Source organism: Micromonospora sp. CNZ309, from assembly GCF_002846525.1.
In genome coordinates this window covers 2,185,448-2,200,674 of the sequence record NZ_PJNG01000001.1, presented here as the reverse complement: position 1 = coordinate 2,200,674, position 15,227 = coordinate 2,185,448, and the positions used below count along the sequence as shown (strand labels likewise).

Below are 15,227 nucleotides of genomic sequence, written 5' to 3'. Positions count from 1 at the left end.
GCATAGCAGGATGGTGGGCATGGCGCTCGAACACGCGATCCTGGTCTCCCTGCTCGAACGGCCGGGCTCCGGCTACGAGCTGGCCCGGCGCTTCGAACGCTCCATCGGCCGCTTCTGGACCGCCACCCACCAGCAGATCTACCGGGTGCTCAAGCGGATGGAGGCCGACGGCTGGGTCACCGCCGAGGAGATCGGCCAGGAGGGCCGCCCGGACAAGCGGTCCTTCTCGGTGGCGCCGGCCGGCCGGTCCGCGCTGGTGGGCTGGCTGCGCGCGCCCGTGCAACCCGAGGCGGTCCGGCACGAGCTGGCCGTCAAGATCCGCGGAGCCGCCTTCGACGACGCCGCCGGCCGCGCCGCGCTCGTCGCCGAGGTCGAGCGCTACCGCGCCACCCACGAGGAGACGCTCGCCCGCTACCTGACCGGGGAGCGGCGCGACTTCCCCGATCCCGCCGCACCCGACGCCGCCGCGGCGCTCCAGCACGTCGTGCTGCGCGGCGGCATCGCGTACGAGCGGATGGTGCTCGCCTGGCTCGACGACGTGCTGGCCACCCTGCGCACCCTGGACGACTGACCCACCCACCGAAGGGAGTCCCGCCGTGGCGGACTCGCTCCTGCTCGACCCGCGCACCTACGACCCCACCCACCTTGACGACACCTCCCGCCGGCTGCTGCGGGCCACCGTCGACTGGTTCGAGGGCCGGGGCAAGAAGGCGCTGCTCGACTCCTACAACCGGCACGAGTGGTATGCCGACTTTCTGGACTTCGCCGCGAAGGAGGGGCTGTTCGCCGCCTTCTGCACGCCCGCCGCCGACGGGGGAGGGGACCCGGCGAAGCGCTGGGACACCGCGCGCAACGCGGCGCTGAGCGAGATCCTGGGCTTCTACGGCCTGGGCTACTGGTACACCTGGCAGGTCACCGTGCTCGGTCTCGGCCCGGTCTGGCAGAGCGACAACGCCGCCGCGCGCGCCCGCGCCGCCGCGCTGCTGGACGACGGGCACGTGATGGCCTTCGGCCTCTCCGAGCGCGCCCACGGCGCGGACATCTACTCGACCGACATGCTGCTCACCCCCGACGGCGACGGCGGGTTCCGCGCGAGCGGCACCAAGTACTACATCGGCAACGGCAACGTCGCCGGGCTGGTCTCGGTCTTCGGCCGCCGCGCCGACGTCGAGGGGCCGGACGGCTACGTCTTCTTCGCCGCCGACAGCCGCCATCGGGCCTACCACCTGGTCCGCAACGTGGTGAACGCGCAGATGTACGTCAGCGAGTTCCGCCTGGCGGACTACCCGGTGCGCCCCGAGGACGTCCTGCACACCGGGCGGGCCGCGTTCGACGCCGCGCTCAACACCGTCAACGTGGGCAAGTTCAACCTCTGCACCGCCTCGATCGGCATCTGCGAGCACGCCATGTACGAGGCCGTGACCCACGCCCACAACCGGGTCCTCTACGGCCGGCGGGTCACCGACTTCCCGCACGTGCGCCGCGAGCTGACCGACGCGTACGCCCGCCTGGTCGCGATGAAGCTGTTCAGCGACCGCGCCGTCGACTACTTCCGCTCGGCGGGCCCGGACGACCGCCGCTACCTGCTGTTCAACCCGATGACGAAGATGAAGGTCACCACCGAGGGGGAGCGGGTCGTCGACCTGCTCTGGGACGTCATCGCCGCCAAGGGCTTCGAGGCGGACACCTACTTCGACAAGGCCGCCAAGGACATCCGTGGGCTGCCCAAGCTCGAGGGGACGGTGCACGTCAACCTCACGTTGATCATGAAATTCATGGCGAACTACCTGTTCCACCCGGCCGAGCACCCGCCGGTGCCGAGCCGGCACGACGCCGCCGACGACGAGTTCCTGTTCCGGCAGGGCCCCGCCCGGGGCCTCGGCGCGATCCGGTTCCACGACTGGCGCGCCGCCTACGACGCCCACGCCGAGGTGCCCAACGTCGCCCGCTTCCGCGAGCAGGCCGACGGCTTCTGCGCCCTGCTGGCCGCCCACGCCCCGAGCGAGGAGCAGCAGGCCGACCTCGACTTCCTGCTCGCCCTCGGCCAACTCTTCGCGTTGATCGTCTACGGCCACCTGATCCTGGAACAGGCCGAGCTGACCGGCCTGGACCGCGACGTGCTCGACGAGATCTTCGACGTGCTGGTGCGTGACTTCTCCGCGTACGCCATCGAGCTGCACGGCCGGGCGGCGACCACCGGGGAGCAGGCCGCCTGGGCGTTGGCGCACGTCCGCCGGCCGGTGGCGGACCCGCAGCGCACGGCGCGGATGTGGGCGCGGGTGGCCGGGCTCAGCGGCGCGTACGAGATGCGCCCCTGACCGGCCCGGGCCGTGCCGGCCGTCGCCCGCCCGGCGCGGGGACGGCCGGCTGGCGGCCGGGTCAGCCGGCCGCCACCACCTGGTTCGCGGGCCGCGGTGCCGACGCCTCGGCCGGGGGCCGCTCGCCGTCGCCCGGTGCGCTGGCCGCCGCGTCGTCGGTACCGGCCGGCGTCGGGGCGTCGGCGGCGCCCTCCACTGCCGGGGACACCGGGAGGTCGCGCCTCGGCCGGGCCGCCACCTGCGGGTACTCGGCGGTCTCCGCGCCACCCGTGGCGGCCGCCATGACCGCCGCGGCGGCCAGGTCGGCCACCCGCTTCGCCTCCCGCTTGACCCGGGCGCGCACCTCCTTGGCGTGCTGCTCGGCGGAGTCCGCGGACCGGCGCGCCTCGTCGAGGCGGCGCAGCTCGTCGGCCAGCTCCTGCCGGGTCTCGTCGAGGCGCTGCCGCAGCTCGGCGAACTCGTGCTCGATGCTGGCGCTCTCCTGCCGCGCCTGGGCCAGCTGCTGCTGGGCGGTGTCCAGCTCGGACTGCATCCGGGCCAGCGCCTCCCGTCGGTCCCGGATGCCCTGCTGCGTCGCGGCGAGCTGCTGCTGGTGGGTCGCGGCCTGCTCGTCGACGTGCTGGCGCACCTTGGCCGCGTACTGCTGGGCCTCGGCGATCAGCGTCGCGATCTCCTGCTCGGCCGCCGTACGCTGGGCGCCGAGCTCCCGCTCGGCGGACGCGAGCTGGTCGGCGATCTCCTGCTCGGCGGCGGCGCGCCGCTCGTTGATCTCCCGCTCCACGCCGGCCTGCCACTGGCCCAGCTCCTGCTGGGTCTTCGCGCGGGCGGCCTGCACCTCCTGCTGGATCTGGCTACGGGCCGAGGCGAGGAACGCCTCGGACTCGGCGCGGGCCTGCTCGACCTGCTGGGCGGTCTGCTCGTCGATCCGCTTCGCCTCCTGCAACGCGTGGTCGTGGGCGGCCTCGCCGGCCGCCCGCAGCCGCTCCGCCGCCTCCCGGATCCTGGTGAGTTCGGCCTGGGCGCTGGCGCGGCGCTCCTCGTGTTCCCGGTCGTGCTCGTCGCGCCGCGCGGCCGCCTCCTCCGTCAGCTCCCGCAGCGTCGTGGCGGCCTGCTCGCGGGCCTCGGTCAGCACCCGCTCCGCCTCGGCCTCCCGCTCGGCGGCCCGCTGCCCGGCGGCGTCGGTGATGGCGCCGGCCTGCTTCTCGGCCAGGGCCAGGATCTGGTCGACCATCGGGCCGAGGTCGCGGAAGGACGCCCGGTCGGGCGGGGCCGGCCGGTCCCGTAGCTCAGTCGCCTCCGCCCGCAGCCGCTGCACCTCGACGGTCAGCTCGCGTAGCTGAACCGAGGCCCGGTCCCGCTCGGCGGCCAGCGCCGACCGTTCGCCGTCGACCTGTTCGACGTAGCGGTCCACCTGTCGCTTGTCGTAGCCGCGCAGCGCGAGGTCGAAGCTCGGCCGTGGGGCCGCGTCCTCGCGTGCCGCGAACGGGTCGTCGCCGTGGGACATGCATCCTCCTCCGTACGATCGCGGGCGCCGCGCCCGCGGGAGTCCGCGCCACGGGCCGTGCCGTGGCGCCACGCTACCGTCGCGGCCGTACGCCTCCGCGAAAAGGGTGACCACATGCGACGGCCCCGCGGGACCGGGTGGTCCGCGGGGCCGCCGACGCCCTGGTACGGGCTGTCGCCAGGTGATGTCCGACGACGAGTGGGCGCTCGACGAGCCGAACGACAGCCGCTTGACCCGCGCCTGGACCTGGTGGTCGGTCCAGCTCGCCTGGCCCGCGTCCTACAGGGGCAGCCGGTCCGCGCCGGCCAGCGCCCCCACGACCACCGGCACCGTGGGTGCCGGCAGCACGGGGCCGCGTCGAAGGGTCGGCGTCCAGCCGGCGTCCGGGGCCAGGTCCGGCTCGTGCACCGCGTTGTACGTGCCCACCAGGTCGACCGGGCGGGCCCGGTCGCCGGCGGCGCGGACCCAGTTGCCCCGGGTGGTGACGGCGGTGCCGCCCCAGTCGTACAGCAGCTCGTCGGCCGCGACGCCGGCGCCGAGGCTGAAGTAGTTGTTCTCGACGACCACGGCCGACTGCACCCCGACGCCGATCGCGTACGCGAACCCGTCGCCGCCCAGCCGGTAGTGGTTGTTCCACACGTCGACCTGGCCGAAGCGCACCCGGGGCAGCCGCTGGAGGACCCCGTCGAAGAGGTTGTGGTGCAGGCTCACCTTCAGCCGCCCGACGTCCGGGCCGACGGTGTTGGACGAGCCGATCAGCATGACCTTGTCCCGCCCGACGAACCGGTTGTACGAGACGGTCACCAGGCTCGCGGTGTGCGTGACGTCCAGCGACCCGTCGTGCACCTGGTACGGCCGGCCGAAGTGCACGGGCTGGCCGCTGTCCGGGTTGTCGCCGTCGGTGAAGGTGTTGTGGTCGATCCAGACGTGCTCGCCGCGGCGCACCGAGATCTGGTCGTACTGCGAGTTCCAGTTGCCGGCCTCGCCGTCGGTCGGCGACCAGGCGGGGAAGCAGTCCCGGGCGTCGTCGAAGGTCAGGTTCCGCACGATGGTGTTGTGCGCCCCGTCGAGCATCAGCGTCAGGCCGGTCAGCCGGGCGCCGCCCAGGCCGACGATGGTGGTGTTCGGGCCCACGTTGATCTGGGTCTGCCGGGTCTGGTTGGTCACCGAGCGCACCCGCGCCGCCTCCAGTGGCCCGCTCGGCGCCACCCGCCCCCAGACCGCCGGGTCGTACGCCGCGAGGTACGCCGGCAGCGAGTACTCCGGATCGGCGAGGTCCGCGCAGTCGAGCGTGCTCCCGTCGGGCCCCTCGAAGCCGTCGACCTCGCCCCGGACGTAGATGATCTTCGGGGTGGCGTTGCCCCGGTTGGTGGCGTTGTCGCCGCCGAGGGCCGCGACCAGCTCGGCGCGGCTGGCGACCACGTGCACCTGCTCCGGCGTCGCCGCCGAGCCGCCGGTGGTGCCGGTCCCCTCGGCCGCCCAGCCGTCCCCGGCCGGCAGCGCCTGCCGACCCAGGTGCCGGGCGGCCCAGGAGAGCCCGCCGGTCGTGGCGGCCGCGCCGTCCGGAGCCGGAGCGGCCCCGCCGTCCGGGGCCGCCGCCGCGCTCCCGGACGTCGCCGCGAGCGCCACGGCGATCGTCGCCGCGCCCAGTGTCTGCTTCCACATCTATCGGACCACCTGTTCGTCGCCTGTTCGATATGGGGCAACGGTAGGTTTCACGATTTATGCGAGTCAATGAGCAGCGTGTGCAGAAGTGTTGCAATTGATCCGATCGGCCGGCATCGTCCCGACCGCTCCGGGTCGGGATGACGCCGCTATGTCCGATATGGACCCGCGTCAGGCGGGCGGTTCAGTTGCAGTGCGTTGCGGTCCCTCCTGCCCGGTCAGGTCCCTGCGGTGCGGCGCCACCGCCCACGGCACCGCCAGCTCCGACAGCAGCGCCCTCTCCTCGGCCGCCCGGCGCAGCAGCCGGTTGATCCCGCGCACGGTCAGTACCCGCTGCGGGCCGTCGCCCGTGGCGGTGACCAGGTCGCCGCCCAGCGGGGTCGGTTCCGGTGCGGTGGTGACCGCCTCCAGCACCGTGCTGAACGGGGCGGTCCGCGCGAGCGGCGCGATCAACGGCACGCCCGGATCGGCGCGGTGGTCGAGGAGGTTCTCCAACAGCCCGCGCCGGCCGGGCACCTCGCGTGGCCCGGCGTCGCCGGGCAGCAGCAACCGGTCGGTCGGGTACTCCAGCACCGCCCGGCCGGCGGTGCCGGTCACGATCACCTCGCCGGCGACGAAGTCCTCGCCGGCCAGGGTCACCGCCGCGACGATCGGCGGCCCCGAGCGGGACGACACCCGCAGCGTCGCGGTGTCGTCCACCTCGATCGGCCGGACCCGGTAGCGCTCCACCTCGATCCGCGTCGGCTCCACCGGCCCGTCCCCGGTCGCCTCGGCTACCGCCAGGCACTGCATGACCGCGTGCGCCAGCGGGTTGGCCAGGGCACCGTCCAGCACCGGCCGGCCGTGCAGCGTCCGCCGCCCGGCCCACGGTGCCCGCGCGTAGTAGGCGTCGGGGCGCTGCCAGGCCGCCACCGTCGCGATGCCGGTGACGGTGCCGAGCCGTCCGGCCCGCACCGCGTCGGTCAGCTCCGTCAGCGCCGCCGAGCCGAGCGCCTGGAAGCCCACCTGGCACGCCCGGCCCGTCGCGGCGAGAGCGGCGGCCAGCTCCCGGTGCTCGGCGGCGGAGAGCACCGGAGGCTTCTCCAGCAGCAGGTCGGCGCGCGCGGCGAGGACGTCCAGCGCGATCGGCAGGTGGGTGTGCGGCGGGGTGCAGACCACCACCACGTCCGGCCGGGCCGTGCGCAGCATCTCCCGGTGGTCGGTGTGCACCGCCGTGCCGTCCGGCACCGGCGCCGCCGGGTCGTCCTCGATCGGGCGTACGTCGACCAGGGCGACCAGCCGCAGCCGCCCGGCGGCGTGCAGGGGCGCGACGACCCGCCGGTGCCAGCGCCCGTGCCCGTTGGCCCCGACGACGGCGACCCGGGGCACCGCGCCGGCCGGGGGCGACCCGGCCCGTCCCGGCGCGGCGGCCGTCACCGGGCACCCGCCAGCGTCGCGGTCACCCCGTGCCGCTCCAGGGCGGCCAGCCACCCGGCCACCTCGGCGCGTACGTCGTCGTCGGCGGCCACCTCGGCGGGGAAGACCTCGCGCAGCCCGAACACCGCGTCGACCGCCCCGGCGGGGGTACGCGGGGCGGCGGCGAGCGCCGCGCGGATCTCCTCGGCGAGCGGGTCGGCCAGCGGCAGGAGGCTGCCGTCGTCGGCGTGGCCCTGGGCGAAGCGCAGCCAGGCGGCCACCACCAGCGTGGCCCAGTGCGCCGACCGCCCGGCGGCCCGCAGGTCGGCGATCGTGTGCAGGACCCGCTGCGGCAGCTTCTGCGAGCCGTCCATCGCCACCTGGAGGGTGCGGTGGCGGATCGCCGGGTTGGCGAACCGCGTCAGCACCTCCTCACCGTACGCGACGACCGAGACCCCCTCGGGCGGGTCGAAGCTCGCCGCCACGTCCTCGGCGACCAGGCGCCGCAGCACCGTCGTCAGGTGCGGCAGGGCCAGCGCGTCGGCGATGGTCTCCCGGCCTGCCAGCGCCCCCAGGTAGGCGGCGGCCGAGTGCACGCCGTTGAGGGCGCGCAACTTCAGCCGCTCCCAGGGCCCCGCGTCCGTGGTGAGCACCGCACCGGCCCGCTCCCAGGCCGGCCGGCCGCCCGGGAAGTCGTCCTCGATGACCCACTGCCGGTACGGCTCGGCCACCACCGCCGCCAGGTCGGTCACCCCCAGCGCCCGCTCCGCGTCGGCGAGGGTCCGCGCCGTGCTGGCCGGCACGATCCGGTCGACCATCGTGCCGGGGAAGCTGACGCACTCGCGTACCCAGTCGGCCAGTGGCTCCGGCACCCCCGCGTACGCCACCGACTGCTCGACCAGGCCGCGCAGCCGGCGGCCGTTGGCGGGCAGGTTGTCGCAGCTGACCAGGGCCAGCGGCGGTCCCTGCGCGGCGGCGCGGGCGAGCAGCCCCCGCAGCAGCAGGCCCGGCACGGTGACCGGCGCCCGGTCGGTGCGCAGGTCGGCGGCGACCTCCGGGTCGGGCCGCAGCCGGCCGGTCACCGGGTCGAGCTGGTACGCCTTCTCCGTCACGGTGAGGGTGACCACCCGGATCGCCGGGTCGGCCAGCAGCGCCACCACGGCGGCCGGGTCGCCCGCGGCGTGCCGGGTGCCCGCCAGCGCGCCGACCACCCGGGTGTGGCAGCCCTCGCCGCTGCTGGTGGTGACGCTGAACAGGTTGTCCTGCGCGGCCAGCGTCGTCACCACGTCGGGATTGCGCGGCGCCACGCCGACGATGCCCCAGTCGCCCCCGGCCCGCGCCATCGCCTCCTCGGTGTAGACGGCCTGGTGGGCGCGGTGGAACGCGCCCAGCCCGAGGTGGACGATCCCGGCGGGCGCGCTGCCCGGGCGCAGCAGCGGGCGGCTGTCGGTCGGCACCCGGCGCAGCGTGCCGAGACCGAGCCGGGCGGCGCCGGCGGTCACCGCCACACCGGCCCGTCCGGGAAGCGGAACTCGGCGATCGACTCCGGCTTCATGGTGGCGCTGTAGCCGGGGGCCGTCGGCAGCAGGTAGCGCCCCCCGCGGGTACGCACCGGGTCGACGAAGTGCTCGTGCAGGTGGTCGACGTACTCGACCATCCGGCCGTCGAGGCTGGTGCCGACCCGCAGGTAGTCGAAGACCGCCAGGTGCTGCACGTACTCGCACAGGCCCACGCCGCCGGAGTGCGGGCAGATCGGCACCCCGAACTTCGCCGCCATCAGGATCTCGGCGAGGACCTCGTTGACGCCGCCGACCCGGCAGGCGTCGATCTGCATCACGCCGATCGCCTCGGCCTGGAGCAACTGCTTGAAGATGACCCGGTTGGCGGCCACCTCACCCGTGGCGACCCGGCAGCGGCCGTCGGTCAGCCCCGTCACCGCGCGCGCGATCCGGGCGTGCCCGAGGATGTCGTCGGCGTGCGTCGGCTCCTCGATCCAGTACGGGTCCACCTCCGCCAGCGCGGCCATGTTGGTGATCGCCTCGTCGACGTCCCAGACCTGGTTGGCGTCCATCATCAGCAGCGCGTCCGGCCCGATCTCCTCCCGGATGATCCGCGCCCGGCGCAGGTCGTCGGCGGGCGGACCGCCGACCTTCATCTTCATGGCCCGCCAGCCGTCGGCGTACGCCTGCCGGGTCAACGCCCGGACCTTGTCGTCGGGGTAGCCCAGCCATCCCACGGACGTGGTGTACGACGGGAAGCCGTCGCGCTCCAGCCCGGCGCGGCGCTCGTCCAGCCCGACGAGCCCCTTGTCGAGGATGGCCGCCGCCTCGTCCGGGGTGATGGCGTCGGTGATGTGGTGGAAGTCGACGCTGGCCACCAGCTCCTCGGTGGGCAGCTCGGCGAGCAGCTGCCACATCGGCTTGCCGGCCAGCTTGGCCCGCAGGTCCCAGACCGCGTTGACCAGCGCGCCGGTGGCCATGTGGATGACCCCCTTCTCGGGGCCCAGCCAGCGCAGCTGCACGTCGGCGCTGAGCGAGCGCCAGAACGCCACCGGGTCGGCGAAGATCTCCTCGACGGTGCGGCCGGTCACGTGGTGGGCGAGGGCCTGGATCGCCGCGCAGGTCAGCTCGTTGCCGCGACCGTTGGTGAAGGTGAACCCGGCCCCGGTGACGCCGGCATCGGTACGCAGCTCGACGTAGCTGGCCGAGTAGTCGCCCCGGTTGATCGCGTCCGATCCGTCGCCCGCGGCGGCGGTCGGGAACCGCACGTCGTGCACGTCGACGGCGGTGACGGTGACACTCACAGGACATCTTCTCCGATCTTGAAGACCTTCTTCGGCAGCCGGTACGCCAGGTCGACGATGGTCTCGGCGGCCTCGTCCTCGCCGAGCCGGTGCTCGGTGACCAGCCGGGCCAGGTAGGCGGCATCGACCCGGCGGGCCACGTCGTGGCGTACCGGGATGGAGCAGAACGCGCGGGTGTCGTCGACGAAACCGGCGGTGTTGTAGAAGCCCGCGGACTCGGTGACGGACTCGCGGAAGCGGCGCAGCACCTCGGGCGAGTCCAGGAACCACCACGGCGCACCCAGGTACAGGGCGGCGTACCCGCCCGCCAGCGGGGCGAGTTCCCGGCTGAAGGTGTACTCGTCGAGGGTGTAGAGCACCACCCGCAGCCGCGGGTCGTTGCCGTACGCGTCCAGCAGCGGGGTCAGCGCGTGCAGGTACTCGGTGGCCTGCGGCAGGTCGCCGCCGACGTCGCGGCCGTGGCGCGCGTACAGCCAGCGGTTGTGGTTGCGCACCGCGCCGGGGTGCAACTGCATGACGAGCCCGTCGTCCAGCGACATCCGGGCGAACTCCAGCAGCATGTGCGCCCGGAACGTCTCCGCGTCGGCAGCGTCGGCGAGCCCGCGCAGGCCCTTGTCGTACAGGCGCGCCGCCTCGTCCGCGCCCAGTGCCAGGGTGCGCGCCGTCGGGTGGCCGTGGTCGGTCGAGGTGGCGCCCGCCGCGATGAAGGCCTCCCGCCGCCGACGCAGCGCCGCCAGATAGCCGGCGTACGTGCCGGTGTCCTCGCCGGTGATCTCGCCGAGCCGGGCGACGTTGCCGGCCCAGCCGTCGAACTCCATGTCGGCCACGTTGTCCGGCCGGAACGTGGTGATCACCCGTCCGCCCGGCCCGCCCCAGCCGTCGGCGGCGAGCTTGGCGTGCTGCCCGAGGTCGTCCAGGGGCGACTCGGTGGTGGCGAGCACCTCGATGCCGAACCGCTCGAACAGCGCCCGGGGCCGGAACTCCGGCTCGGCGAGGCGGGCCGCCAGCTCGTCGTAGACGGCGTCGGCGGTGGCCGGGGAGAGCCGGCTGTGCACCCCGAACACGTCGATGAAGGTCTGCTCCAGCCAGAGCCGGGAGGGGGTGCCCCGGAACAGGTGCCAGTGCGCGGCGAAGCGCCGCCAGATGGTGCGCCCGTCGGGCTCGGTGGGGCTGCCGTCGACGGTGGGCACGCCCAGCTCCGCCGGGGGGACGCCCTGGCTGAGCAGCATCCGGGTGAGGTAGTGGTCGGGCACGATCAGCAGCCGCGCCGGGTCCGGGAACGGGCGGTCCTCGGCCAGGATCGCCGGGTCGACGTGCCCGTGCGGGGAGATGATCGGCTGGGGCGCGGCGAGCGCGTACAACCGGCGGGCCACCGCGCGCTGCGCGGGGTCGGCGGGGAAGAGCAGGTCGGTCGTGGGCACGGATGGGGCTCCTCGGAAGGTGTGCGCGGCTCAGGGGAGGTCGAGCAGGTCGGCGACCCGGACCGGGGCGCCGGTGGTGAAGGACCGGTTCGCGGCCAGCCCGGTGAGCAGGGCGAGGGCGCCGTCGCGGGCGGTGGCCGCCCGCCCCATCGGGTCCGCCTCCCCGCCGATCAGCACCCGCGCCATCCGGGCGTCGGCGCCGCCGTGCCCGGAGCGGGTGTGCCCCACCACGGGTACGACCCGCGGCGGCGCCCAGAACGGCCGCAGGGTCAGCGTGGCGGAGCCGGCCTCGGCGGCGGCCTCGTCGCCGTGCAGTGCCGCGCCCTTGAGCGCCCCGGCGGACGCCGGGCTGACGTGGTCGCTCTCCACGACCTCCAGCTCCAGCCGGCCCCGGCTGCCGTTGACCATCACCCGGTAGCCCTCGTAGGGGGCGTACGCGGTGAGGTGGTAGGTCATCGTCGCCCCGGTGGAGTAGCGGGCCAGCACCGCCATGTCGTCCTCGATGTCCACGCCCGGGGCGAACACGTTGCGGTCGCGCCGGTAGCCGTCCTCGGCCTCGGCGTCGAGGTAGAGCTCGCGCAGCTTCGGGTGCGCGTCGAGGCGCAGCGCGAACGGGTCGTCGTCGGCGGCGGGGGAGCCGTGCGCCCGGTCGTAGTCGCGCGCGTAGCCGTGCCGGCGGCCGGCCTCGCCGTAGAAGAACAGCCGGCCGGACGCGTAGACCTCGACGGGGGTGGCGTCCAGCCACCAGTTCACCAGGTCGAAGTGGTGGCCGGCCTTGTGCACCATCAGCCCGCCGGAGTGCGCCTTGTCGCGGTGCCAGCGGCGGAAGTAGTCGGCGCCGTGCCGCACGTCGAGCAGCCACTCGAAGTGCACCGAGCCCACCTCGCCGACTGCGCCCTCGGCCAGCAGCTCGCGCAGCCTCTCGTGCAACGGGTTGTAGCGGTAGTTGAACGCGACCCGCACCTGCCGGCCGGTGTCGGCGACCGCGTCGAGGATCCGCCGGCAGCCGGCGGCGTCGACGGTCATCGGCTTCTCGGTGATGACGTCGCAGCCGGCACGCAGCGCCGTGTCGATGTGCGCGGCGTGGGTGTCGTCCACGCTCGTCACCACCAGCACGTCGACGCGCTCCTTGCCGAGCATGGCGGCCAGGTCGTCGGCCCGGTACGTCGGTACCGGCGGGTGCCCCAGCTCGCCGAGCCACCGGTTGTGGGCGTCCATGCGGGCCTGGTTGACGTCGGCGAACGCGACGAGTTCGGCGGTGTCGGCGTGGTCGCGCACCAGCGCCCGGACGAACATCTCGGCGCGCGAGCCGGTGCCGACGAGGGCGTGGCGGACCCGCTGACCGGTGCTGGACGACATGGCGACCGCCTCCCGTGTTGCTGCAAAGGTTTGCAGCGAAATAACCACGAGCCGCCTGGCGACGTCAACGATCGATGCCAAACCGGCGGCATAGATCCGCTTTGATAGGGATTTGAGCGCATGGTGGGAGCGCGGACGAAACGAATCCGTAACCATCGCCCGTTGACACCGGCACAACCGTTTGCATTAATTGGCGACACCTGACGTGACCCCAGCCACACTGGACGAAGGGCCCCGCCGTGCCAGCCACCATCCGAGACGTCGCCCGGGCCTCCGGCGTGCACATCTCCACGGTCTCCCGCACGTTCTCGGCCCCGCACCTGGTCAACCCGGAGACCCGGGGCCGCGTGCTGGCCTGCGCCGAGGAACTCGGCTACCGGCCCAACCGCGCCGCCCGCGCCCTGATCACCGGCCGTACGCACAACATCGGGCTGATCATCGCGGACATCGCCAACCCGTTCTTCCCGCCGCTGATCAAGGCGGCGGAGAGCCAGGCCCGCCAACGCGACTACCACGTCTTCGTGGCCGACACCAACGAGGACCCGATCGCCGAGGAGGAGCTGGTCCACGCGCTGGCCAAGCAGGTGGACGGGGTGCTGCTGTGCAGCCCGCGGATGAGCAACAGCATGATCGAACAGCTCAGCCGCGAAGTGCCGCTGGTGGTGATCAACCGGCAGGTCGCCGGCCTGCCGTGCGTCACCATGGACGTCGGGCAGGGCGCCCGCTCGGCCGTCGAGCACCTGCTCGGCCTCGGTCACCGGCGCATCGCGCTGCTCAGCGGGCCGCGCGGCTCGTGGACCAGCCGGGAGATCCGCCGGGCGGCCGGCGGCGCGGCGCGGGCCGGCGGCGCCGAGTTCACCGTGCTCGGGCCCAACCAGCCCACCGAGACCGGCGGCGCGGCCCTCGCCGAGCAGGTCCGCCGCAGCGAGGCCACGGCGGTCCTCGCCTACAACGACCTGATGGCGATCGGCCTGATCGAAGGGCTCGACACCCTCGGGTTGCGCGTCCCGCAGGACGTGAGCGTCGTCGGCATCGACGACATCGCCCTCAGCCGGCTCACCCGGCCCAAGTTGACGACGGTGGCCACGCCCAACGCGGCCGCCGGCCGGACGGCCGTCGACATGCTTCTGCAACACGACACCGTCGCCGCCCGTGGCTCACGCGGCGGTCGGGGTGTCACGAGCGACGACCGTCGTACCACCGCACAGGTAATGCTCCAGACCGAACTGGTCATCCGCGACTCGACCGCCGCCGCGCCGGCGGACGGTCGGAACCGTCCCGACGCCGGGTTGGTCGTCCCGGGCCCGCATCGCCTTGCGGGCCCGGGTCGCCCGACCGCGGCCACCGGTGGCGTCGTCGCCTCCTAACGCCAAGGAGTGAGCGCACATGCACCCCGCCACGCCCCCCACCACTGGCACGCAGGCCGTGCCCGTTCACCGTACCCCCGTCCGCCGACGGCGGTTGATCCGCGGCCTGCTCGCCGCGGTCGTCGCCCTACCCCTGGTCCTCGGTGCCGCCGGATGCGGCGGCGACGAGGAGGCCAGCACCGACCCGAACGCCCCGGTCAAGCTCTCGGTCTTCTGGTGGGGCGGTGAGGCCCGGGCCAAGCTGACCGAGGAGGCCCTCGCCCTCTACACCAAGAAACACCCGAACGTCACCTTCGAGAAGACCTGGCAGGCCAACCAGGGCTACTTCGACAAGCTGGCGACCCTCACCGCCGGCGGCAACCCGCCGGACCTGTTCCAGATCGACGACAACTACCTGGCCGAGTACGCCTCCCGCAGCACCACCCTCGACCTGACGCCCTACAAGGACTCCGGCGACCTCGACGTGTCGAAGTTCCCGAAGAGCCTGTGGCAGTACGGCGTGGTCGACGGCAAGCTCGCGGGCCTGGCCTCGGGGGAGAACACCCAGGGCCTGGTTTACAACAAGACGCTGCTGACGAAGAACGGGCTGCCCGAGCCGACCACCGGCATGACCTGGGAGGAACACATCGCCTGGGCCGAGCAGGTCGCGAAGAAGACCAAGGTGCCCGGCACCCAGGACCCGAGCGCCGACTACAAGGCGTTCTGGGTGTGGCTGCGCCAGCAGGGCAAGGACCTCTACAAGGGCAGGGAGCTCGGCTTCACCGCCGAGGACGTGACGAAGTGGTTCGACCTGTGGAAGGGCGCCCGGGACCGGGGCGCCACCCCGACCCCCGACGTCATCCACGAGGGCAACGCCACCGACATCACCAAGCAGCTCGTGGTCACCGGCAAGGCCGGCACCAGCTGGGTCTGGGTCAACCAGATGCCGGAGCTGAAGAAGAACACCAAGGACGAGCTGGGTGTCATCGCCTACCCGGGCGACCCGAGCGCCCAGTGGGCCCGCGCCTCCATGTACTGGTCGGTCTTCAAGGGCAGCAAGCACAAGGACGTCGCGGTCGACGTGATCAACTTCCTGGCCAACGACCCCGAGGCGGTCAAGATCCTCGGCACCGACCGGGGCCTGCCGTCCAACCTGGACCTGCGCCGGGTGGTCAGCGACGACGTCACCGACCCGGCGATGAAGCAGTCGATCCAGGTGGAGTCCGACCTGGCGCAGAAGTTCGGCGAGGCGCCGCAGGTGCCGCTCAAGGGACACAGCAAGGTCCGCGCCGAGCTGATCAAGGCCGCCGAGAACGCGCAGTACGGCCGGATCAGCTCCGCCCAGGCGGCGGAGCAGTTCATCGCCGCCTGCAAGTCCGCCATCGCCTGACCTGACGCTACGGAGAGGAACCGGCT

At 73.6% G+C, this 15,227-nt stretch carries 11 protein-coding genes; 4 read left to right on the top strand and 7 right to left on the bottom strand.

The features are described 5' to 3' along the window. Nucleotides 1-19: 19 nt before the first annotated feature. Both CLT72_RS08925 and CLT72_RS08920 read left to right on the top strand, forming a co-directional pair. Nucleotides 20-571: a PadR family transcriptional regulator gene (locus tag CLT72_RS08925; RefSeq protein ID WP_101410728.1), complete on the top strand. Its 552-nt coding sequence runs from the start codon at nucleotides 20-22 to the stop codon at nucleotides 569-571. Between the two features lie 25 nt (nucleotides 572-596). Then, complete coding sequence (locus CLT72_RS08920; RefSeq protein ID WP_101410726.1) at nucleotides 597-2,318, top strand: acyl-CoA dehydrogenase family protein; 1,722 nt, start codon at nucleotides 597-599, stop codon at nucleotides 2,316-2,318. 61 nt (nucleotides 2,319-2,379) lie between these two features. Here CLT72_RS08920 and CLT72_RS08915 read toward each other — a convergent pair whose 3' ends face one another. From CLT72_RS08915 to CLT72_RS08885, 7 genes are all read right to left on the bottom strand, one after another. Next, nucleotides 2,380-3,822 carry a hypothetical protein gene (locus tag CLT72_RS08915; protein ID WP_101410724.1) on the bottom strand — a complete coding sequence of 481 codons (1,443 nt, stop codon included), beginning with the start codon at nucleotides 3,820-3,822 and terminating at the stop codon, nucleotides 2,380-2,382. 279 nt (nucleotides 3,823-4,101) lie between these two features. Continuing rightward, nucleotides 4,102-5,487 (bottom strand): pectate lyase family protein, encoded by a 1,386-nt coding sequence (locus tag CLT72_RS08910; RefSeq protein WP_101410722.1) that lies wholly within the window; start codon nucleotides 5,485-5,487, stop codon nucleotides 4,102-4,104. Between the two features lie 171 nt (nucleotides 5,488-5,658). Then, nucleotides 5,659-6,903 carry a Gfo/Idh/MocA family protein gene (locus CLT72_RS08905; RefSeq protein WP_101410720.1) on the bottom strand — a complete coding sequence of 415 codons (1,245 nt, stop codon included), beginning with the start codon at nucleotides 6,901-6,903 and terminating at the stop codon, nucleotides 5,659-5,661. After that, on the bottom strand, nucleotides 6,900-8,390 hold the full coding sequence (locus CLT72_RS08900) for a mannitol dehydrogenase family protein (RefSeq protein ID WP_101410718.1): 1,491 nt from the start codon (nucleotides 8,388-8,390) through the stop codon (nucleotides 6,900-6,902). The genes CLT72_RS08905 and CLT72_RS08900 overlap by 4 nt, the downstream gene beginning before the upstream one ends. Further along, nucleotides 8,381-9,685, bottom strand: coding sequence for an enolase C-terminal domain-like protein (locus CLT72_RS08895; protein ID WP_101410716.1), 1,305 nt, complete (start codon nucleotides 9,683-9,685; stop codon nucleotides 8,381-8,383). Before CLT72_RS08895 ends, CLT72_RS08900 begins: the two co-directional genes overlap by 10 nt. Next, nucleotides 9,682-11,106, bottom strand: coding sequence for a glucuronate isomerase (gene uxaC, locus CLT72_RS08890; protein ID WP_101410714.1), 1,425 nt, complete (start codon nucleotides 11,104-11,106; stop codon nucleotides 9,682-9,684). The genes CLT72_RS08895 and uxaC overlap by 4 nt, the downstream gene beginning before the upstream one ends. 30 nt (nucleotides 11,107-11,136) lie before the next feature. After that, nucleotides 11,137-12,465, bottom strand: coding sequence for a Gfo/Idh/MocA family protein (locus tag CLT72_RS08885; protein WP_101410712.1), 1,329 nt, complete (start codon nucleotides 12,463-12,465; stop codon nucleotides 11,137-11,139). Nucleotides 12,466-12,704: 239 nt separating this feature from the next. On the opposite strand from CLT72_RS08885, the gene CLT72_RS08880 reads away from it, so the two are divergent. Then, complete coding sequence (locus CLT72_RS08880) at nucleotides 12,705-13,832, top strand: LacI family DNA-binding transcriptional regulator (RefSeq protein ID WP_101410710.1); 1,128 nt, start codon at nucleotides 12,705-12,707, stop codon at nucleotides 13,830-13,832. A 19-nt stretch (nucleotides 13,833-13,851) separates the two neighbouring features. Then, entirely contained in the window at nucleotides 13,852-15,201 is a 1,350-nt protein-coding gene (locus CLT72_RS08875) for an ABC transporter substrate-binding protein (RefSeq protein ID WP_101410708.1), read from the top strand. The last annotated feature ends 26 nt before the right edge of the window (nucleotides 15,202-15,227 follow it).